The sequence below is a fragment of the Litorivicinus lipolyticus genome (genome assembly GCF_009650135.1).
In the GTDB taxonomy this organism is placed as follows: Bacteria; Pseudomonadota; Gammaproteobacteria; order Pseudomonadales; family Litorivicinaceae; genus Litorivicinus; species Litorivicinus lipolyticus.
Genome location: NZ_CP045871.1, coordinates 202,849 through 221,465, shown reverse-complemented (window position 1 = coordinate 221,465; position 18,617 = coordinate 202,849). Strand labels below are relative to the sequence as shown.

The window sequence follows — 18,617 nt, the reverse complement described above, 5'->3', positions numbered from 1 at the left end:
CCTGGGGCCCGCTTTTTAGTCCTTCAATCCGGCGCGCGCAAACTCGCCCTCCCCGGTCGGCGCACTGCCCCGACTGAGTTTAATTTTCAGACGCAAATCATTGACGCTGTCCGCGTGCGACAGCGCCGACTCGTAGCTGATGCGCTGGTCTCGGTAGAGCTGGAACAGCGACTGATCAAAGGTCTGCATGCCCTCATTGCCACCCTTGGCCATGATCGCTTTCAACACATGAATCTCGTTGGTACGGATTTTTTCGCTGACCAGCGGCGAATTCAGCAGCACTTCACAGGCCAGCGCCATGCCGTTGCGATTGACGTTGGGCATCAGTTGCTGGGCGACAATGGCTTTTAGGTTTAGCGACAAATCCAAGCGAATCCGGTCGTGCTCGTCGCTGGGGAAAAAGTGCAGGATCCGCTCGATCGCCTGGTTGGCATTGTTGGCGTGCAAGGTCGCCAGACACAGGTGCCCGGTTTCGGCAAAGGTAATCGCCTGTTGCATGGTTTCCTTCGAACGAATTTCGCCAATCACAATGCAGTCCGGGGCCTGGCGCAGCGTGTTGGTCAGCGCCGCCTCGAACGAGTCGGTATCGACCCCCACTTCGCGCTGGGTGACGATGCAACCGCCGTGTTTGTGGGTAAATTCGATCGGATCCTCGACCGTGATGATGTGCCCGGACCCAAACAGGTTGCGCTGATGAACCATGCTCGCCAGCGTAGTCGACTTACCAGTGCCGGTGGCACCGACCACGAACACAATGCCGCGTTTTAACAGCGACAGCTCGTCAATAATCGGCGGCAGCCCCAACTCCATTCGGGTTGGCACGTCGGCACGAATTTGGCGAATCACCATGCTTGGCGTATTGCGCTGAAAAAACGCATTCGCCCTAAAGCGCGGCAATCCGTCCGGGGCAAAGGCAAAGTTGGCCTCTCGCTCAGCCTCGAACCGGCGCTTGGCTGGCGCCGGAATAACATCGTGAATCATCTCCAACAGCGCAGGGCTCTGCATCACCTGATCGCCCACCTGGACCATGCGGCCGTTAATTTTCAGCGACGGCGGCGCGCCAACCGACAGAAACAAATCCGACGCCCCCAGGCGCCCCATTTCGACCAACAATTGATGGAAAGCAGTTTTCACAGCGATGTCCTAATTAAACGTATCGGGGCGGGATGCCTTGGTCCGGGCAACCTCTTTAGAGACCACCCCCTTATCGACCAGGGTCTGTAGGGACTGATCCAAGGTAACCATGCCCATCGAGCTGCCGGTTTGGATCGCACTGACCATTTGCGCGACCTTGTCCTCGCGTATCAGGTTACGAATCGCCGGTGTACCCATCATGATTTCATGGGCCGCGACCCGGCCGCCGCCATTCTTTTTCAATAGCGTTTGGCTGATCACGCCTTGCAAGGATTCGGACAGCATCGAGCGGACCATGTCTTTCTCGGCCGCCGGGAAGACGTCGATAATACGGTCGATCGTTTTGGCGGCACTGGTAGTGTGCAGCGTGCCGAACACCAGGTGGCCAGTTTCAGCCGCCGTCAGCGCCAAGCTAATGGTTTCTAAATCACGCATCTCGCCGACCAAAATCACGTCCGGGTCTTCGCGCAGGGCGCTGCGCAGGGCGTCGCTAAACCCATGGGTGTCGCGGTGGACTTCACGCTGGTTGACCAGGGATTTTTTCGACGGGTGCACAAACTCGATCGGATCTTCGATCGTCAAGATGTGATCGTTTCGGGTCTCGTTGATGTAGTCCACCATGGCCGCCAGCGTGGTCGACTTGCCCGAACCGGTCGGGCCGGTCACCAGCACCAAACCCCGCGGTTTGTCCGACAAGTTGCGGAACACCTGCCCCATGCCGAGCGCTTCCATACTCAAAATTTCGGTTGGAATGGTCCGGAACACCGCCGCCGCGCCACGGTTTTGATTAAAGGCGTTGACACGAAAACGCGCCACACCGGGCACTTCAAACGAAAAGTCTGTTTCCAGCTTCTCTTCAAAGTCACGTCGTTGCTTGTCGTTCATGATGTCGTAAATCAGCCCATGCACGGTTTTATGGTCAAGTTCAGGCACATTGATACGCCGGACATCACCGTCCACCCGAATCATCGGCGGCAAACCCGCCGACAGGTGTAAATCCGAGGCCTTCTGTTTGGCGCTAAAGGCCAATAACTCTGTGATATCCATAACGTTTAGTGCCTTGTGGTATGTTTGCGCCATGAACCCCACCGACACCGACCAACACCGGCTCGAGCAGGTCCAATCTCAGCTCGCCGACGCACTCAGCGCAGCCGGGCGAGATCCGGATTCATGCTCTCTAATAGTAGTCAGCAAAACGCAAAGCGCCGCCCGACTCGCCCCCTTGGTACAGGGTCAGGCCTTGGCGCTGGGCGAAAACTACTTAAGCGAAGCGCTCGAAAAGATCGAAACGCTGGGTCCGGGCTGCCAGTGGCACTACATCGGCGCCATCCAGTCGAACAAGACCGCGGACATCGCCGCGCACTTTGATTGGGTGCATACACTGGACCGGGCCAAGATCGCCCAACGCTTGAACGATCAGCGCCCCGCCCAGATGGCGCCCTTGAAAGTACTGATCCAGGTCAACATCGACGACGAACCACAAAAAGCCGGCTGCCGGATCGATCAGTTAGCCGATCTGGCCGACACCATCGCCGCCTACCCGCGTTTACAATTGAAAGGTTTGATGAGCATCCCCAAACCCAATCCACAGGACCCGGCGCGGGCACACCAGCGCTTGGCCCAGTGCCTGCACGATTTACAAGACCGCCACTTTGGCATGACTGAACTGTCGATGGGCATGAGTGGTGACATGCGTGAGGCGGTCGCCGCTGGCGCCACCCAAGTTCGCATCGGCACTGCTATTTTTGGGCCACGCCCGACCAAGGAAACCCTATGACACGCATTGCATTTATTGGCGCCGGCAACATGGCGACGGCCCTGATTCGAGGCCTGTTAAACAGCGGCCATACCGCCACCTCGATTCGCGCCACCGACCCCTACGCGCCCAGCCTTGACGCCATGCGCGCGCTCGGGGTTGCGGCCGATGACAACAACGCCGCCGCCGTGGCCTGGGCCGAGGTTGTGGTGATCGCGGTCAAACCACAAATGGCGCGCGAGGTGCTGACACCGCTGGCCGGCCAGTTCACCGGCAAAACCCTGATCAGCATCTGTGCTGGCTTGCCGTGCGCGTTTTTCGAAGGTGTGCTGGGGGACGTTGCGGTGGTCCGCGCGATGCCCAACACCCCAGCATTGGTCGGGCTGGGTGCGACTGGGTTGTACGCCACAGCCGCCGTTAGCGACGCCGGCCGCGGTGCCGCTGACGCGCTATTCAACGCCGGCGGCGTGGCGCGCTGGGTCGAAAGCGAAGCGTTGATCGATGCCGTGACGGCGGCCTCCGGCTCCGGACCGGCCTACTTTTTCGCCCTGATAGAAGCCATGATCCAAGGCGCCACTGCGCTCGGCCTGGATTCGGACACAGCCAAACAGCTGGTGTGCCAAACCGCCCTCGGCGCCGCCCAGATGACCCTGTCCGAGGACGCCAGCCCAACCGAGCTGCGCACGCGCGTCACCAGCAAGGGCGGTACCACGGCCGCGGCGCTGGAGCGCTTTGAGGACGGCGACTTTAATGCGACCATTCAAGCCGGTATGCAAGCCGCCTATGCGCGCGCCCAAGAGCTGGCTGCCCAGTCATAACCCCATTTTGCTAGGAGAACTTCATGTCACAGGCACTGATTGGCCCACTCAATAGCGTGTTCAGCCTGATCGTATTTTTCTTGGTCCTGCGATTAGTCCTGCAAGCGGTCCAGGCCAATTACTACAACCCGATCTGTCAGGGCATTAACAAACTCAGCGCGCCGCTGCTGGCGCCGACAGCACGCCTGATTCCGGATGTCGGCCCGATCAGCCTAAACACCCTGGTCATCGCGGTGGCCTTGCAAGCGCTGTTCGCCGGTGGCCTGGCCTACGCCGTTTACGGGCAAGTGCTGCCACTGGTGATGCTGGTGCTGTGGTCACTACTGTCGGTCATCGGCATGGTTATCAAGCTGTTTTTCTTTGCCCTGATTATCATGATCATCCTGTCGTGGGTGGCGCCCCAGGCCGACCACCCCGGCGCCGAGCTGGTATGGCAATTGACCGAACCGCTGATGGCGCCGGTGCGCAAGGTGATGCCCGACCTGGGCGGGTTGGATTTGTCACCGATCGTGGTGTTTTTGCTTATTCAAATGTTCCAAGGCAGCGTGCTGGCCGGTCTGGCACGCGCGCTACAGATGCCAACGTCACTGTTTATGGGCCTGTAGATGCTGCTGTCCACCCCGTTTGACCTGCATTTCGACACGCCACTGGAGTTGGTCAAGGGCGCGCGCCTGGACAGTTACGACCTGCGCGTCGAGACCTACGGCGAACTGAATGCCGCTTGCGACAACGCGGTGCTGATTTGCCACGCCCTAAGTGGCGATCACCATGCCGCCGGGCGCCACCACCCCGACGACGCCAAACCGGGCTGGTGGGATGCCTACATTGGGCCGGGCAAACCGATCGATACCGACCGATTTTACGTGGTGTCACTGAACAACCTTGGCGGGTGCGGTGGCTCCAGCGGGCCGACCACCCATAACCCGGCGACCGGCGCCCTGTGGGGACCTGATTTCCCCGACGTCTGTGTGCGCGACTGGGTCACCAGCCAAGCGCGGCTAGCGGATCGACTGGGCATCCAGCAATGGGCCGCGGTCATCGGCGGCAGCTTAGGCGGCATGCAAGCCCTGCAATGGTCGATTCAGTACCCCGATCGGCTGCGCCATGCCTTGGTCATTGCCGCGGCCCCCAAGCTGAGCACGCAAAACATCGCGTTCAACGAAATCGCCCGCCAGGCGATCACCCGGGATCCCGAATTTTTCGACGGTCGCTACGTCGAGCAAGCCGCGGTGCCGCGGGCTGGGCTGGGTTTAGCTCGCATGATCGGGCACGTCACCTACCTCTCCGATGCCGGCCTGGGCAGTAAGTTCGGCCGCGCACGCCAGCACGGCGCCGATCAGCTGTTCCAAATCGAAAGCTACCTGCGTTACCAAGGCGAGGCCTTTACCAACCGCTTTGACGCCAACACCTATGTATTGATGACGCGCGCGTTGGACGAATTTGACCCCGCCGGGGAACGCACCTTGGCCGAGGTATTGGCGGCGGCGACCTGCCACTTCCAAGTCATCAGTTTTTCCAGCGACTGGCGCTTTACGCCCGAACGCAGCGAAGAGTTAGTGCGCGCGCTGGTCGACGCCGACAAGTCGGTGAATTACTGCTGCATTCCAACCGAGCACGGCCACGACGGCTTTTTGCTGCCGCACCCCCAATACGAGGGCATGGTGCGCGAGTACCTGGCCCGGATCGAGGTCAGCGCATGAGGTCATCCCTGCAGCAAGTGATTCACTGGGTACAACCCGGTGCACGGGTGCTCGACTTGGGCTGTGGCGATGGCACCTTGATGGCCCACCTGATGGCCCATAAGGCCTGCACCGGCTATGGCTTGGAAATTGATCGCGACTGCATCATCAGCGCGGTCAGCAAAGGCGTCAACGCGATCGAACAAAACCTGGATGAGGGCCTGTCGATGTTCGGTGACAAGACCTTTGACACCGTGATCATGACCCAGGCCTTGCAAGCGACCCAGCGCCCGGACCTGGCATTGGCCGAAATGCTCCGAATCGGTCAAGAAGCGATCATCACCTTTCCCAACTTTGCCCACATCAGCCACCGCATCCAGCTCGGCATTTTGGGTCGCATGCCGGTCAGTAAAGCGCTGCCGCACCAGTGGTATGACACCCCCAACATTCACCTATCCACCTTCAAAGATTTCGAGCGCCTATGCCACGAGCAAGGCGCCGACATTATCGAACGCCAAGTGATGACACGGACCGGACTTGGACAAACCCTGGCGCGCCTGCGACCCAACCTACTGGGCGATTTGGCGCTTTACCGTGTACGAGGCAAAACCCGATGAAATGGTTATTCAGCATCCTAATCGCACTGGCAAGCGCCGCCAGTGCCAGCGATGAGGTGTTCAAGCGCGGCCCCTTCGAGGTCCGCGTGACACCCTTCCCATCGACCTTCCTGACCCCGGACATCGCCAGCACCTATGGTTTGGTGCGATCGGAAACCCAGGCGCTGTTAAACCTGTCGGTCTACGACACCCGCCTGCAAAGCGCGGTCAAAACCGTGCCGGCGCGCATCAGCGGCAGCCACCAAAATTTGCTGGGTCAGGCCTTTGATTTGACCTTCCAGACCATCGATGAGGGCGATGCGATTTATTACCTGGCGCCGTTTCGTATCAGCGACGACGAAATCATGCGCTTTACCATCGAAGTGACTCCGGACGGCAGCAACCAAGCGATCGACCTGACATTCAACCAAACCTTTTACCGCCAATGATTGAATGGGTCATCGCCAGCGGCAATGCCGGCAAATTACGCGAGTTTTCTGGCTTGTTGGGGCCATTTAACATCCAGACACGGCCGATGTCGGACTTTGACGTCGCCGGCGCCGACGAAACCGGCCTCAGCTTTGTCGAAAATGCCCTGCTTAAGGCGCGCCACGTGGCAGCGGCCACCGGACGCCCGGCCCTTGCAGATGATTCCGGCATCGCGGTCGATGCCTTGGACGGCGCCCCGGGTATTCATTCGGCCCGTTACGCCGGCGCCCACGGCAACGACGGCGGCAATCTGGTCAAGCTGCTGGCGGACATGCAGGGCCAAAACAACCGCGCCGCCCAGTTCATCTGTGTGTTGGCGGTGTGCAAAAGCGCCACCGACCCCATGCCGCTGATTGCCCAGGGCATCTGGCGTGGTCAATTGCTGGACGCCCCGGCCGGCGACGGCGGTTTCGGCTACGACCCCATTTTCCAACCCGACGGCCTCGACGTCAGCGCAGCCCAACTCAGTGGCGCTGAAAAAAGTGCGATCAGTCATCGAGCCCTCGCCGTAGCCAGCCTAAAGCGCCAGCTACTTGGCTGATTTTGGCGTCTATGTGCACCTGCCGTGGTGCGAGCGCAAGTGCCCCTACTGCGACTTTAATAGCCACGAGCGCAGTGACATCCCAGAGCGCGCCTACGTCGACGCGTTGCTAGCGGACCTGGCCCAGGATGCGCAGTTCGTCGAACGCCCACGCCCGATCACCTCGGTGTTTTTTGGCGGCGGCACCCCCTCGTTGTTCTCGCCCACCGCGATCGGTCGGATCATCGACGGTTTGGGCCGCGAACTGGGGTTCGCCGACGACGTCGAAATCACCCTGGAAGCCAATCCCGGGTCCAGCGAAGCGCGCAAGTTCGCCGGCTTTCGCAGTGCCGGGGTCAACCGACTGTCGTTGGGTATCCAAAGTTTCCACGCCGGCGCCCTCAGTGCGCTCGGCCGGATCCACGACCCCGCCCAGGCGCGCGCCGCCATCGAGGCCGCCCGCAGTGCCGGGTTCGATAACTTCAACATTGACCTGATGCATGGCCTGCCAGGCCAACGTGTCAGCGACGCCGCCGCTGACTTGATGGAAGGGCTGTCATTTGGCCCGACTCACCTGTCGTGGTACCAGCTGACGATTGAGCCGAACACCGCCTTTTACAGCGCACCACCACCGCTGCCGCCAGAGGATGACCTGGCCGACATCCAAGACATGGGTTGGGCGATGTTAGCCGAGCACGGGTTTGAGCATTACGAGGTGTCGGCCTTTAGCCAGCAAGGCCGGGCATCGCGGCACAACCTGACCTATTGGCAGTTTGACGATTACTTGGGTATCGGAGCCGGCGCCCATGGCAAGTTAACCCGCAGCGGCGGTGTCGAGCGCAGCCAAAAAACGCGCATGCCGGATGCCTATATGCAGGGGCGCGCGGCATCATTCAAAGCGGTCGCGGCGGACGAGCTGGCGTTCCAGTTCATGCTCAACCGGTTGCGGCTGCGGGCCGGCTGCGAAGAAACGGAGTTTAGCCGCCAAACAGGCCAGTCGTTGGCCTCCATTGCAAAGCCCTTGGCACGCGCCCGCGAGCTTGGGCTGATGCACCCGACACGGTTACAAGCGAGTGACCGTGGTTGGCTGTTTTTGAACAACCTCACGGCACTGTTTTTACCCGACTAGATCGCTTCGAAGATCAGGTCCCAAACGCCATGGCCGAGCTTCTCGCCGCGCGTCTGAAACTTGGTCACCGGGCGCCAATCCGGTTTCGGCGCGAAGTCCGCAACCGTATTGCGATAACCGGGCGCGGCCTGCATGACGGCTAACATGTGCTCGGCATAGGGCTCCCAGTCGGTGGCCATATGCAGCAGTCCACCGGGCTTGAGCTTGGCTCGCACCTGCGCTGCAAACGCCGGCTGCACGATGCGCCGTTTGTTGTGGCGCTTTTTATGCCATGGATCCGGGAAGTACAGCTGGAAACGATCGACACTGGCGTCGGCAATGCACTGGTTCAGCACTTCGATGCCATCGTCCTTGAACACCCTCAGATTGCCAACGTCCGCGTCCGAGGCCTGCGACAGCAAGCGCCCGACACCGGGCGGATGCACTTCAATGCCGACAAACTGCGAGTCCGGTGCGTCCTGCGCCTGTTGCAGCAACGAGGCACCCATGCCAAAACCCAGTTCAAGCACGCGCGGCCCGGCCGGCCAATCGATCATGCCGCCGTTCAAGTCCAAGCCGTAGCGCTGCCAATGGGTTTCCAGCGCCTGAATCTGGCCGGGGGTCATACGCCCAGCACGCACCACAAACGAGCGGATACGGCGGTGGCTAAGCTCTTGGTTGTCGGTCATAGGGCCCTTTTCAATAAAAAAAGCCGGCACCCAAGGCACCGGCTTTGTCACATCGCTCGCGGTTTACGCCGCTAAGAAGTCTTCGCCCATGGCGTCGCGAATTTTTTTCATGGCGTTCTTTTCAAGCTGACGAATTCGCTCGGCACTAACGCCGTAGGTCTCCGCAAGCTCGTGCAAGGTCGATTTCTGGTCCAGCAACCAACGTTGGGTGATGATGTCCTGTGAACGATCATCTAACGCACGCAGTGCACCGTGCAGTTTTTCGCGGCTATCCAGCGCTCGGTCAGCCGACATCACCAGACCGGCAGGGTCCGACATTTTGTCTTCTAAGTACTGGGCCGGTGCCAACGCCGGGCCGTCGTCGTCGTCATCGTAGCCATCAAACGACATATCAATGCTGGTCAGACGGCCTTCCATTTGGCGCACGACTTCGGGCGTTACGCCCAAGTCTTCGGCGACTGAGTTAACTTCAGCCGCGGTAAACCACGCCAGTTTTTTCTTTTGGCCACGCAGATTAAAGAACATTTTACGCTGGGACTTGGTGGTCGCGACCTTAACGATGCGCCAGTTACGCAAAATGTATTCGTGCATTTCCGCTTTGATCCAATGGACCGCGAATGACACCAGCCGCACACCCATTTCGGGGTTAAAGCGGCGCACGGCTTTCATCAAGCCAACGTTGCCTTCTTGGATCAGGTCGGCCTGGGGCAAGCCGTAACCCGAGTAGGAGCGCGCAATGTGGATCACGAAGCGCAGGTGCGACATGACCAACTGGCGCGCAGCTTCGACGTCTTCTTCGTAGTAAAGACGGTCAGCCAGTTCACGTTCCTGATCAGCCGTCAAAATAGAGATCGCGCTGCAGGATTGGATGTAGGCGTCCAGGTTTTGACCCGGAACCATGGAGTTGATCGGCGCTAGACTTTTAGTAGCCATAGTTTCCTCTCGGAGGTGACCCTCATTCCTTGAGGTGGAGTGGGACTGTCTTGAATTCAGTATATAGACACCCCACGCGCGAGGATAGTTCCGACTCGTTACAGTTTGTAACTAATGCACTGACAAAACGGACGCATTACCGCTAATTTTTGCATCTACTCAGGAAAACGCGATGCTCTGGGTGCGTGCCGCCAAACGCGCGCCCAAACCGCCTAATAAAGTGCCGACTAACAACGGCAACAGCAAATCACCGGCGTCGGCGCCAATCGCACTGCCGGTATCGCCGTACAGCACCACCAGCCGCGATAACGGCGCGCCGACCAGCTCGGCACCCAACCAGACAAAGCCCGCCGCCAGCAAGCCACCAGCGGCGCCCTGAAGCAAGCCCATATAGATGAATGGGCGACGCGCATAACGCATGGTCCCGCCAACCAAATCGACGAGGGCAATTTCGGCGCGCGCGCGGGTCACCTCGATACGAGTCGCACCGGTCACCACCAGCACGATCGCTGACACCACCATCACCGCCAACACCATGACCAAGCGCTGGCCCAGCACCAGGGCGTTACGCATTTCTACGCTGATACCCTGGTCGATACGAACAAACTCGACCAGGGGATCGCTTTCCAGTTGCAACGCCAACCCACGCGCCCGCTCGACCGGGGCATCCGGGTCCAGCAACACGCGCAACACGTTGGGCAAGGGATTTTGTTCGAACGCGCCGCTCAATTCAGTCAGCCCTGCGAGTTCGCTAAGGGCCTGCAGCCCGCGATCGGCACTGACCAACTCGACCAAAAACACCCCAGCCTCAAGGTTTAATCGGTCCGCCAGCGCGTCCAGCCCCGCCTCGTCAGCATCCTTTTGAATGAATACCGAAACCCCCGGGGTCAGCGCCTCAGCCGGGATCAGCAAGTCCAAACCGCGCAAGGCCACCCACGACACCCCAGGCAACGCCAGCATGATGGCCATCACCAGCACCCCGACGCTGTGGCGAATCGGGTCGTTACGCAGGCGTCGGATCGCGTCTTGCATAGCCTCCCAGTGGGCATGGTAGCCACCGTGAATACTGATACTCATTGGCCTTCCACCAGCCGGCCGCCATCCAAGCGCAGGACTCGAAACGGCTGACTTTCCACCAGCGCTTGCTCGTGAGTCGCGATCAACACCGTGACTCCATGGTTACGAAACTGGGTAAACAACTTCATGATTTTTTTCGACAGGTCCGGATCCAAGTTACCGGTCGGCTCGTCCGCCAGCAGCAATGCCGGTCGATGCACCACGGCCCGGGCGATGCCAACGCGCTGGCGTTGGCCGCTGGACAGCGCGGTCGGCAACACACCGGCCAGTTCGCTGAGGTCAACCTGCTGCAGTGCCGCCTCGACCCGGTGCGGGATGGCCTTGCGATCAAAGCCCGAGGCCTGCAGCGGCAACGCTACGTTGTCATACACCGAGCGATCCATCAGCAGCTGCGGATCCTGAAAAACGACCCCGACCTTGCGCCGATAAATCGGCAGTTGCTCCGCAGTCAGCCGGCGCAAGTCAAAGTTACCGACCAACACCCGCCCCTCGGTCGGCGCTTCAAGGCAAATCAATTGGCGCAGCAAAGTCGATTTTCCGGCGCCACTGTGGCCGACCAAAAACGACATCTCGCCCGGATCCAAACGAAAGCTCACGTCATCCAGCGCAACCCGTGCGCCGTAACGCTTGCTGACATTTTGAAACTCGATCATCTAGGCGTTCGCCGGTTCAAACAGTGCATCAACAAAGGCTTGGGCGCTGAACGCCTGCAAGTCCTCGATGCCCTCACCGACGCCGATATAGCGAATCGGGAGGCCAAATTTCAGGGCGATAGCAAAGGCCACGCCACCCTTGGCAGTGCCATCCAGCTTGGTCAACACGATACCGGTGACGCCGACCGCTCGGGTGAATAATTCGGCCTGGGAAATAGCGTTCTGGCCGGTGCCCGCGTCCAGCACCAGCAGTACCTCGTGGGGCGCGTTGGCGTCTTGCTTTTTGAGCACCCGAACGACCTTTGACAGCTCGTCCATCAGGTGGTCTTTGTTTTGAAGGCGGCCTGCCGTATCGGCCAGTAAAATGTCTTGGTCCTTGGCGCGCGCGCTGGCCAAGGCGTCGAAAATGACCGAGGCGCTATCGGCCCCCGTGTCCTGTGCGATCACCGGTACGCCGGCGCGATCGGCCCAGGCTTTGAGCTGCTCGACCGCGGCTGCGCGAAAGGTGTCTCCGGCGGCCAAGGTGACGCTGCGGCCGCAGGCTTTGTGCTGGGCGGCGAGCTTGCCCAAGGTGGTGGTCTTGCCGGCGCCATTGATGCCGACCATCATCACCACGTTGGTGCCGGGGCCGGGCTCGAACGCCGCCTCGCAGGGGGCAATAATGTCCAACAGCACCGCCTTGAGCGCATCGCGGATGCCGTCACCTTTGAGGCCGTCGCGCTCGACGCGAACGCGCAAGCGCGCCATCACTTCCGTGCTCGCCTGCATGCCCAAATCCGAGGTCAGCAGAATTTCTTCGAGCTCTTCTTCCAGCTCGTCCGTGAAGTCCCCTTGTAGCACCGCACCGAGGCCGGCAAAGGCACCGCGGGTGCGCGAAAGTCCGGTTTTTAGGCGCTCGCCTAAGCTGACCGGCGAGACCGTCGCCAAATCGACTGGGTCAGCCGCATCGACCGGCGCCTCAGAAGCCGGATCCGCTGAGGCATCGACGGCCTTGGGTGCAACCGCAACCTTGGCGGCAGGCACAGTCTTGAGCGCCGGCTCGCTTGGGGCGTCCATTTTCTTGCTGGCACGCACAATCAACGCCAGTACCACCGCACCCGCGAGCAGGCCTACCGCATAAGGCCAGCCTTGCTCCATCACCGCCACCCAAGATTCCAAATGCAACTCCCCTAATTTTGTGCGCCCGCATGGTATCATTTTCAGGTGAAATCGCAGTCGAAATCTGAGACCGAAGTTGGCGCCGGCCCACTTCGCAAGTTAAAAGCCGATCGCAGCACACTGTGGATCATGATCCCGGTGCTGATGGGCATTATTTTGCTGCTCAACTTGAGCATGCCCGAACGTCCCACCCTACCCACCAGCGCCGACCATGCGCGCTGGCTGGACCGTGACCTGCGCCCGCACATCAGCCTCGCGTTCGACGACCCGGTCCCGTTTATGGGCTGGGCGGACGACGCCTTAGCCGACCATGCCATCAGCACGCGGCGCATGGGCACACTGATCTGGGTCCGCATCGACGGCCCCGGTGACTGGACCCAGCAGCCCTGGCCCGGCCAGCCGCGCGCCGCCGCAGCCCTAGGCAACCTTGACTTGGCCGGCTGGGACGCGGTGGTCAACCGCATTATCGGCATCGATGGCGCCAGCCCACGGTCGCACCCCCAGTTTGCCTACCAGGCGCTGGCGGCGCGTTTTGAAAGCGCCATGGCGCGGACACCCCAAGCGGAGCCCGTGCGCCTCTTTGAAGGTGTCCAGCGCACCCTCAAACGTGAGCTGAACGGCGCCCTGGACAGCACCGCGACGGCGTTGCCGCTGCTCGAACGGATGGCACTCGAAAACCTGTCACCACGCTGGAACACGCAACTAGCCGACGCCATTCAATCGATCACCTATAACGAGTTCAGCACGTGGCAAACCCCGTAAACCTTCGCATCATCGCCGGCACTCACCGTGGCCGGCGCATCCAGGTACCCGAGCGCGAGGGCCTGCGCCCGACCCCGAGCCGCGTCCGCGAGACCTTATTTAACTGGCTTCAGGGCTGGCTCGACGGCGCCCGCGTGCTGGACGCCTTTGCCGGCACCGGCGCCCTTGGGCTGGAAGCCTTGTCCCGGGGGGCGGCGCACCTGGACGCCATCGAACAGGACAAACGTTTGGCCGCGGCGCTGAGTCAAACCCTGATCGACTGGGACCTTGCGAACGGCCACTGCCAACGCGGCAGCGGACTCAGCGCCGCGCTGAACGGGCCGTATGACCTGGTCTTTTTGGACCCCCCTTTTCGACAAGGCCTGCTGGAACCGGCGCTGGAGCGCATCCGCCCTGTATTGGCCGCGGACGCCTTGGTGGCGATTGAACACGAGCCGGACTGGACCTTGCCCGGCGGCTGGAGCGTGATGAAATCGACCCGCGCCGGCCAAGAGCATTTAAAGCTAATCGAGCCGGCATGAGCTTTCGCCCGGCGTGGTGGCTTGCCAATCCGCACCTGCAATCAATTATTCCAACACGATTACGGCGGATCGACCTGCCGGGGCGCGCCCGCGCCATTGTTCGGACCCGCGACCAGGACGAGCTGCTGGTCGAGCAGCTCGACACCGGCAACGGCCCGCTGGTAATACTGCTGCACGGCCTTGGTGGCTGTGCCAGCAGCCTGTACGTCACGGGCATGCAGTCTGCGTTTCACCAGGCCGGCTACAACACCTGGGCATGGAACGCGCGCGGTGCGGTGCGACCCAACCTGCGCCCGGACACTTACCACGGCGGTCGCTTCGCCGATGTCGCCGACCTCGTCGACAGTGCCGGTCAGCGCCCGGTCGCGCTGGTGGGGTTTAGCCTGGGCGCGGCCATGCTGATTAATTTGGTCGGCCGCCCTGCGGCTTGCCCAAGCACGGTCAAAGCTGCGGTCGCCATCAGCTGCCCCTTTGGCTTTGTCAAAAACGCCGCGCACCTGGATGGCCCCTCAACCTGGTTGTACCGCCGCTACTTGCTTGGGCGGCTGCGCCGGATGACCCAGCGCAAGCGCAACTGGGCCGTCAGCCAAGGCCTGGACTGGGCTCGGCGCCTGCCCGATGACGCTGAGCTGGCACGTCTGACCCGCTTTGCCGACTTTGACGATCGAATCACAGCGCCCCTGAACGGCTTCGCCGATGCCACGGACCTGTACCGCCAGGTCGATCCGGATCAAGTCGTCAGCGCCATCCAGACCCCGACCCTGGTCGTGCAAGCCGATGATGACCCGCTGTTCACCGCGCCACTTGAACCCACCGGCATACGGCCAAAGTCGTTGACGCTGGAATTGACCTCGGGCGGGGGCCATGTAGGCTTCGTACAAGGCCGTTGGCCATGGAGCGCCGAGTTTTACGCACAAACTCGGGCATTAGAATTTGTCCGCGCACAGATGGAGCGAACATGAGCGTCAAAGCGATTTACCCCGGCACCTTTGATCCCATTACCCTGGGGCACGTGCACGTAATCGAGCGCGCCTCACAACTGTTTGACCATTTAGTGGTCGCCGTCGCCGAGAGCCCCAACAAGCAACCGCTGTTTGACCTCGAAACACGGGTCGAACTGGCCCACAGCGCCATTAAACACTTGGACAACGTCAGCATCATGGGATTTTCGGGGCTACTCGCTCAGTTCGCCCGCAAACAAAACGCCAAGGTGCTGCTGCGTGGTTTACGCGCAGTCGCGGACTTTGAATACGAGTTACAGCTGGCCAATATGAACCGCGCGCTGGAGCCCGAACTGGAATCGCTATTTTTGACCCCGGTCGAACACTTCTCGTATATCAGCTCAACCCTGGTCCGCGAAGTCGCCCGCTTGGGCGGTGACATCACACCGTTCGTGACCCCGAACGTCGCCGACGCCCTAAACCAGGTCTACGCTAGCGCTGACAACTAGGGCACCAAACGCTGGTACGCTGACCGATTACCATCGACTTCAACGGCGTCGCGCACCCCACGCAGGGCCGCCCGGCACGGCCATAGGTGGTCAGGGTCTGGGCGAAATACCCCGGCTGGCCATCGGAGTTAACGAAATCGCGCAATGTAGAGCCGCCGCTGTCGATAGCCCGCGCTAACACCGCTTTGATTTCGACCACCAACCGCTGGTAGCGCGCCTGGGACACCTGTCCGGCCGCCCGTTTGGGGTGGATGCCGGCCGCAAACAACGCCTCGGTCGCATAAATATTACCGACCCCAACGACCACCTGGTTGTCCATCACAAATGCTTTAACCGGCGCCTTGCGGCCACGCGATAGGCGGTACAAACGCGCCGCGTCAAAGGCATCGGTCAAGGGCTCCGGGCCTAGGCTGCGGATGCGCGGATGCTGATCCAGCTGATCGGTCGGACACAGCTCAAAGCTGCCAAACCGGCGTGGATCGTGGTAACGGGCCTGAACACCATTTTCCAGCGACAACAACAAGTGGTCATGCGGCTTGGGCGTCAACGACGGGTCGGCAATGCGCCAACTGCCACTCATGCCCAGGTGCGACAACGCGGTCAAATTGCCCGACATCTGAATCAACATCAGCTTGGAGCGGCGGTGGAGTCGCTCGATGACGCGTCCGGCCAGCTGGGCGTTGGCGTCCGCGACCACCGGCCAGCGCAAGCGCGGGTTGCGGACCTGAAATTCAGCCACTCGCTGACCCGTCAAATGCGGCGCCAAGCCACGGGTTGTGGTTTCCACTTCGGGCAATTCAGGCATTTCAGGATCCTCAAACGACGGCCACAAAAAAGCCCCAGCAGTGTGGGGCCCTTTGCAGCAAAGATCGAGTTACTTGATCTTGGCTTCTTTATACATCACGTGCTGACGAACCACGGGATCAAACTTTTTGATCTCCATTTTGTCAGGCATGTTGCGTTTGTTTTTAGTGGTTGTGTAGTAGTGACCGGTACCGGCACTAGAAACCAACTTAATTTTATCGCGCATGATTCAGCTCCTTAAACTTTCTGGCCGTCGGCACGCATGTCAGCAAGAACGGCGTCGATGCCTTTCTTGTCGATGATGCGCATTCCTTTGCTCGTAACACGCAAACGGATAAAGCGATTTTCAGACGCTACCCAAAAACGGTGGTACTGCAGGTTAGGAAGAAAGCGACGACGCGTTCTAACTTTTGAGTGCGAAACGTTGTTGCCGGTAGCAGGCCGCTTGCCGGTCACTTGGCACACCTTTGACATGATGGTCCTCTCTAATCAGTTGTGGCTTAAGTTAGGGCGGCCAGCCCCGTCGGCTATCGTAGCCAACCGTTAAAAATGGCGCGAGACCATACCAATACTATGAGCAAAGCTCAAGCCCCGTCGCCGTCTTTGTTCCAAATTTTATGCTGGTAACCCAGGCTCGGGTCACAACGAAATGATCGATGAGGTCGACATCCAAAGGTGTCAGGACCTGTGCGAGGCACTCCGTCAGGGCATGATCCGCCGCTGAAGCCTCGGTCTGTCCGCTGGGATGATTGTGCGCCAAAACCACGGAACTTGCACCTGATTCTAAAATTGCCCTGACAACCTCGCGCGGATAGACCCGCGCTTCACGCACACTGCCACGGCTAAGTTCTTGGGTTTCACACAGCCGAAGCTGGCTATCGAGCATCAAAACCACGAACACTTCGACCCGCCGATGGGCCAGCGTTTGGACCAAATAACGCGCCGCAGCGGCCGGATCAGCCAACAACGGGCGCCGCTGTAAATGCTGCTGGGTCCAGCGCCGCGCCAAGTGCTGCCAGGCCTGAATGCGGCGCATGGCGGCCGGATTAATGCCCGGGACGCTGGCGTCCCATTGCTGGCGTAAGTAGCAGCGTCGCAGCGCGGGTATCTGTTTCGGGCCGGCATTGCCAAACACCCAGCGCGCCAACTCAGCATCGGTCAGGCTGTGGGGGCCGAAGTGTTGCAGTCGTGGCATGGTTTCCTCGCTTGCCTTGGGTCAGTGAATCCGTATCCTGATGACAGTTTTCATTTCCCGAGTACCCAAGGACTGTTGTGACGCAGGTTTTATCCCAACGCCGTGTCATCCTCGGCATCACCGGCGGCATCGCCGCCTACAAAGCCGCCGAACTGGTACGCACATTGGTGCGCGCCGGCGCTCAGGTGCAGGTCGTGATGACCGAGGCCGCCCAAGCGTTCGTAACCCCGCTGACCTTGCAGGCGCTGTCTGGACGCGAGGTCAAAACCACGCTACTGGACCCCAGCGCCGAGGCCGGCATGGGCCATATTGAGCTGGCGCGCTGGGCTGAGCTATTGCTGATCGCGCCGTGCACCGCCGACACCATGGCCCGCCTGGCCCAAGGTCGCGGGGATGACTTGTTGACCACATTAACGCTGGCCACCCCCGCCCCCGTTCACATCGCACCGGCCATGAACCAACAAATGTGGGCCCAAGCCAGCACCCAAGCCAATTTGGCCACGCTACTGGCGCGCGGCATTCAGGTGCATGGCCCGGACGCCGGAGAACAAGCCTGCGGCGACGTCGGCCTGGGCCGGATGCTCGAACCTGTGGCGCTGCATCAGGCCGTTGAACGCGCCCTGGTCAGCGGCCAGTTGGCCGGCCAGCACTGGCTGGTCAGCGCCGGCCCAACCCGCGAGGCGATCGACCCGGTGCGCTATGTCTCCAATCATTCCAGCGGCAAAATGGGCTACGCCATTGCCGCGGCCCTACGTGACGCGGGCGCCCAAGTAACCCTGGTGTCCGGCCCGACCACGCTGGACTGCCCCGACGGGATCGAGCGCGTCGCAGTCAACAGCGCGCTTGAAATGCTGGCCGCATGCCAAGCGGTCAACCCCGACGGCTTTATAGCCTGCGCCGCGGTCGCGGATTTCCGCCCCGCCATGGCCGCCGAGCACAAACTGAAAAAGGGCCAAGGCGATCTTAACGACGTCCATTGGGTCGAAAACCCAGACATCGTCGCCGCCGTGGCCGGGGCCAAGCGCCGCCCGCGCTGGGTCATTGGCTTTGCTGCCGAAACCGAAAACGCCATCGACAACGCGCGCGCCAAACGGATCCGCAAAGGCCTAGATGCCATTTTGGCCAACACCGTGGGTGACAACCAAGCGTTTGGCACCGACGACAATCACCTGCACTGGATAGATGCCCATGGCGACACAGACTTGGGCCATGCGCCCAAGCGCGTGCTGGCCGAGGCACTGGTACGGCGCATCATCGACTTAGCTAAGGAATAGG

General features: G+C 60.8%; 24 protein-coding genes. 13 read left to right on the top strand and 11 right to left on the bottom strand.

All coding sequences use genetic code 11. The annotated features are described in order from the left end of the window. Positions 1-15: 15 nt before the first annotated feature. Positions 16-1,134, bottom strand: coding sequence for a PilT/PilU family type 4a pilus ATPase (locus tag GH975_RS01125; protein WP_153712739.1), 1,119 nt, complete (start codon positions 1,132-1,134; stop codon positions 16-18). A gap of 9 nt (positions 1,135-1,143) precedes the next feature. Then, entirely contained in the window at positions 1,144-2,181 is a 1,038-nt protein-coding gene (locus GH975_RS01120) for a type IV pilus twitching motility protein PilT (RefSeq protein WP_153712738.1), read from the bottom strand. A 31-nt stretch (positions 2,182-2,212) separates the two neighbouring features. On the opposite strand from GH975_RS01120, the gene GH975_RS01115 reads away from it, so the two are divergent. The 8 genes from GH975_RS01115 to hemW are packed head-to-tail and all read left to right on the top strand — an operon-like array spanning position 2,213 to position 8,121. Then, positions 2,213-2,911, top strand: coding sequence for a YggS family pyridoxal phosphate-dependent enzyme (locus GH975_RS01115; protein ID WP_153712737.1), 699 nt, complete (start codon positions 2,213-2,215; stop codon positions 2,909-2,911). Further along, on the top strand, positions 2,908-3,708 hold the full coding sequence (gene proC, locus GH975_RS01110) for a pyrroline-5-carboxylate reductase (RefSeq protein ID WP_153712736.1): 801 nt from the start codon (positions 2,908-2,910) through the stop codon (positions 3,706-3,708). Before GH975_RS01115 ends, proC begins: the two co-directional genes overlap by 4 nt. Positions 3,709-3,731: 23 nt before the next feature. Next, a complete protein-coding gene (locus tag GH975_RS01105) occupies positions 3,732-4,313 on the top strand; it encodes a YggT family protein (RefSeq protein WP_153712735.1) in 582 nt (193 codons plus the stop codon). Then, positions 4,314-5,408, top strand: a complete 1,095-nt coding sequence (metX, locus tag GH975_RS01100; protein WP_153712734.1) for a homoserine O-succinyltransferase MetX — start codon at positions 4,314-4,316, stop codon at positions 5,406-5,408. After that, a complete protein-coding gene (metW, locus tag GH975_RS01095) occupies positions 5,405-6,004 on the top strand; it encodes a methionine biosynthesis protein MetW (protein ID WP_153712733.1) in 600 nt (199 codons plus the stop codon). Before metX ends, metW begins: the two co-directional genes overlap by 4 nt. Continuing rightward, positions 6,001-6,432 (top strand): DUF4426 domain-containing protein, encoded by a 432-nt coding sequence (locus tag GH975_RS01090; RefSeq protein WP_153712732.1) that lies wholly within the window; start codon positions 6,001-6,003, stop codon positions 6,430-6,432. The genes metW and GH975_RS01090 overlap by 4 nt, the downstream gene beginning before the upstream one ends. After that, positions 6,429-7,013 carry an RdgB/HAM1 family non-canonical purine NTP pyrophosphatase gene (gene rdgB, locus GH975_RS01085; RefSeq protein ID WP_153712731.1) on the top strand — a complete coding sequence of 195 codons (585 nt, stop codon included), beginning with the start codon at positions 6,429-6,431 and terminating at the stop codon, positions 7,011-7,013. Before GH975_RS01090 ends, rdgB begins: the two co-directional genes overlap by 4 nt. Continuing rightward, the gene (hemW, locus tag GH975_RS01080) at positions 7,006-8,121 is read left to right on the top strand and encodes a radical SAM family heme chaperone HemW (RefSeq protein WP_153712730.1); all 1,116 of its coding nucleotides are present in this window, start codon (positions 7,006-7,008) and stop codon (positions 8,119-8,121) included. The genes rdgB and hemW overlap by 8 nt, the downstream gene beginning before the upstream one ends. On the opposite strand, the gene trmB is transcribed toward hemW, so the two are convergent. The 5 genes from trmB to ftsY all read right to left on the bottom strand — a co-directional run bounded on the left by trmB (position 8,118) and on the right by ftsY (position 12,610). Then, complete coding sequence (gene trmB, locus GH975_RS01075; RefSeq protein ID WP_153712729.1) at positions 8,118-8,789, bottom strand: tRNA (guanosine(46)-N7)-methyltransferase TrmB; 672 nt, start codon at positions 8,787-8,789, stop codon at positions 8,118-8,120. The genes hemW and trmB overlap by 4 nt on opposite strands. Before the next feature lie 63 nt (positions 8,790-8,852). Further along, positions 8,853-9,722 (bottom strand): RNA polymerase sigma factor RpoH, encoded by an 870-nt coding sequence (rpoH, locus tag GH975_RS01070; protein WP_153712728.1) that lies wholly within the window; start codon positions 9,720-9,722, stop codon positions 8,853-8,855. 159 nt (positions 9,723-9,881) lie between these two features. Continuing rightward, complete coding sequence (locus tag GH975_RS01065) at positions 9,882-10,799, bottom strand: cell division protein FtsX (protein WP_153712727.1); 918 nt, start codon at positions 10,797-10,799, stop codon at positions 9,882-9,884. Continuing rightward, positions 10,796-11,452, bottom strand: coding sequence for a cell division ATP-binding protein FtsE (ftsE, locus tag GH975_RS01060; RefSeq protein WP_153712726.1), 657 nt, complete (start codon positions 11,450-11,452; stop codon positions 10,796-10,798). The genes GH975_RS01065 and ftsE overlap by 4 nt, the downstream gene beginning before the upstream one ends. Then, complete coding sequence (gene ftsY / locus GH975_RS01055; RefSeq protein WP_246164737.1) at positions 11,453-12,610, bottom strand: signal recognition particle-docking protein FtsY; 1,158 nt, start codon at positions 12,608-12,610, stop codon at positions 11,453-11,455. Positions 12,611-12,655: 45 nt separating this feature from the next. Between ftsY and GH975_RS01050 the strand changes: the two genes are divergently transcribed. Genes GH975_RS01050 through coaD form a run of 4 tightly spaced genes read left to right on the top strand, consistent with a single transcriptional unit; the run spans position 12,656 to position 15,343 of the window. Further along, positions 12,656-13,372, top strand: coding sequence for a hypothetical protein (locus GH975_RS01050; RefSeq protein WP_153712725.1), 717 nt, complete (start codon positions 12,656-12,658; stop codon positions 13,370-13,372). After that, the gene (gene rsmD / locus GH975_RS01045) at positions 13,357-13,893 is read left to right on the top strand and encodes a 16S rRNA (guanine(966)-N(2))-methyltransferase RsmD (RefSeq protein ID WP_153712724.1); all 537 of its coding nucleotides are present in this window, start codon (positions 13,357-13,359) and stop codon (positions 13,891-13,893) included. The genes GH975_RS01050 and rsmD overlap by 16 nt, the downstream gene beginning before the upstream one ends. Then, the gene (locus GH975_RS01040) at positions 13,890-14,855 is read left to right on the top strand and encodes a YheT family hydrolase (RefSeq protein ID WP_153712723.1); all 966 of its coding nucleotides are present in this window, start codon (positions 13,890-13,892) and stop codon (positions 14,853-14,855) included. The genes rsmD and GH975_RS01040 overlap by 4 nt, the downstream gene beginning before the upstream one ends. Next, entirely contained in the window at positions 14,852-15,343 is a 492-nt protein-coding gene (gene coaD / locus GH975_RS01035; RefSeq protein ID WP_153712722.1) for a pantetheine-phosphate adenylyltransferase, read from the top strand. The genes GH975_RS01040 and coaD overlap by 4 nt, the downstream gene beginning before the upstream one ends. On the opposite strand, the gene mutM is transcribed toward coaD, so the two are convergent. The 4 genes from mutM to GH975_RS01015 all read right to left on the bottom strand — a co-directional run bounded on the left by mutM (position 15,327) and on the right by GH975_RS01015 (position 17,342). Then, positions 15,327-16,148, bottom strand: coding sequence for a bifunctional DNA-formamidopyrimidine glycosylase/DNA-(apurinic or apyrimidinic site) lyase (mutM, locus tag GH975_RS01030; RefSeq protein WP_153712721.1), 822 nt, complete (start codon positions 16,146-16,148; stop codon positions 15,327-15,329). The genes coaD and mutM overlap by 17 nt on opposite strands. A 69-nt stretch (positions 16,149-16,217) precedes the next feature. Continuing rightward, the gene (rpmG, locus tag GH975_RS01025) at positions 16,218-16,373 is read right to left on the bottom strand and encodes a 50S ribosomal protein L33 (protein WP_153712720.1); all 156 of its coding nucleotides are present in this window, start codon (positions 16,371-16,373) and stop codon (positions 16,218-16,220) included. Between the two features lie 11 nt (positions 16,374-16,384). Next, a complete protein-coding gene (gene rpmB / locus GH975_RS01020) occupies positions 16,385-16,621 on the bottom strand; it encodes a 50S ribosomal protein L28 (RefSeq protein ID WP_153712719.1) in 237 nt (78 codons plus the stop codon). 97 nt (positions 16,622-16,718) lie between these two features. Next, positions 16,719-17,342: a JAB domain-containing protein gene (locus tag GH975_RS01015; RefSeq protein WP_153712718.1), complete on the bottom strand. Its 624-nt coding sequence runs from the start codon at positions 17,340-17,342 to the stop codon at positions 16,719-16,721. A gap of 77 nt (positions 17,343-17,419) precedes the next feature. On the opposite strand from GH975_RS01015, the gene coaBC reads away from it, so the two are divergent. After that, on the top strand, positions 17,420-18,616 hold the full coding sequence (gene coaBC / locus GH975_RS01010; protein WP_153712717.1) for a bifunctional phosphopantothenoylcysteine decarboxylase/phosphopantothenate--cysteine ligase CoaBC: 1,197 nt from the start codon (positions 17,420-17,422) through the stop codon (positions 18,614-18,616). Position 18,617 lies beyond the last annotated feature (1 nt).

Coding starts and splice junctions, on each gene's coding strand:
- GH975_RS01115 (WP_153712737.1), top strand. CDS start 2,213: ATGAACCCCACCGACACCGACCAACACCGGCTCGAGCAGGTCCAATCT.
- rpmG (WP_153712720.1), bottom strand. CDS start 16,373: ATGCGCGATAAAATTAAGTTGGTTTCTAGTGCCGGTACCGGTCACTAC.
- trmB (WP_153712729.1), bottom strand. CDS start 8,789: ATGACCGACAACCAAGAGCTTAGCCACCGCCGTATCCGCTCGTTTGTG.
- GH975_RS01105 (WP_153712735.1), top strand. CDS start 3,732: ATGTCACAGGCACTGATTGGCCCACTCAATAGCGTGTTCAGCCTGATC.
- mutM (WP_153712721.1), bottom strand. CDS start 16,148: ATGCCTGAATTGCCCGAAGTGGAAACCACAACCCGTGGCTTGGCGCCG.
- GH975_RS01065 (WP_153712727.1), bottom strand. CDS start 10,799: ATGAGTATCAGTATTCACGGTGGCTACCATGCCCACTGGGAGGCTATG.
- coaD (WP_153712722.1), top strand. CDS start 14,852: ATGAGCGTCAAAGCGATTTACCCCGGCACCTTTGATCCCATTACCCTG.
- rdgB (WP_153712731.1), top strand. CDS start 6,429: ATGATTGAATGGGTCATCGCCAGCGGCAATGCCGGCAAATTACGCGAG.
- GH975_RS01015 (WP_153712718.1), bottom strand. CDS start 17,342: ATGCCACGACTGCAACACTTCGGCCCCCACAGCCTGACCGATGCTGAG.
- GH975_RS01120 (WP_153712738.1), bottom strand. CDS start 2,181: ATGGATATCACAGAGTTATTGGCCTTTAGCGCCAAACAGAAGGCCTCG.
- GH975_RS01090 (WP_153712732.1), top strand. CDS start 6,001: ATGAAATGGTTATTCAGCATCCTAATCGCACTGGCAAGCGCCGCCAGT.
- ftsE (WP_153712726.1), bottom strand. CDS start 11,452: ATGATCGAGTTTCAAAATGTCAGCAAGCGTTACGGCGCACGGGTTGCG.
- metW (WP_153712733.1), top strand. CDS start 5,405: ATGAGGTCATCCCTGCAGCAAGTGATTCACTGGGTACAACCCGGTGCA.
- rpoH (WP_153712728.1), bottom strand. CDS start 9,722: ATGGCTACTAAAAGTCTAGCGCCGATCAACTCCATGGTTCCGGGTCAA.
- GH975_RS01040 (WP_153712723.1), top strand. CDS start 13,890: ATGAGCTTTCGCCCGGCGTGGTGGCTTGCCAATCCGCACCTGCAATCA.
- proC (WP_153712736.1), top strand. CDS start 2,908: ATGACACGCATTGCATTTATTGGCGCCGGCAACATGGCGACGGCCCTG.
- rpmB (WP_153712719.1), bottom strand. CDS start 16,621: ATGTCAAAGGTGTGCCAAGTGACCGGCAAGCGGCCTGCTACCGGCAAC.
- metX (WP_153712734.1), top strand. CDS start 4,314: ATGCTGCTGTCCACCCCGTTTGACCTGCATTTCGACACGCCACTGGAG.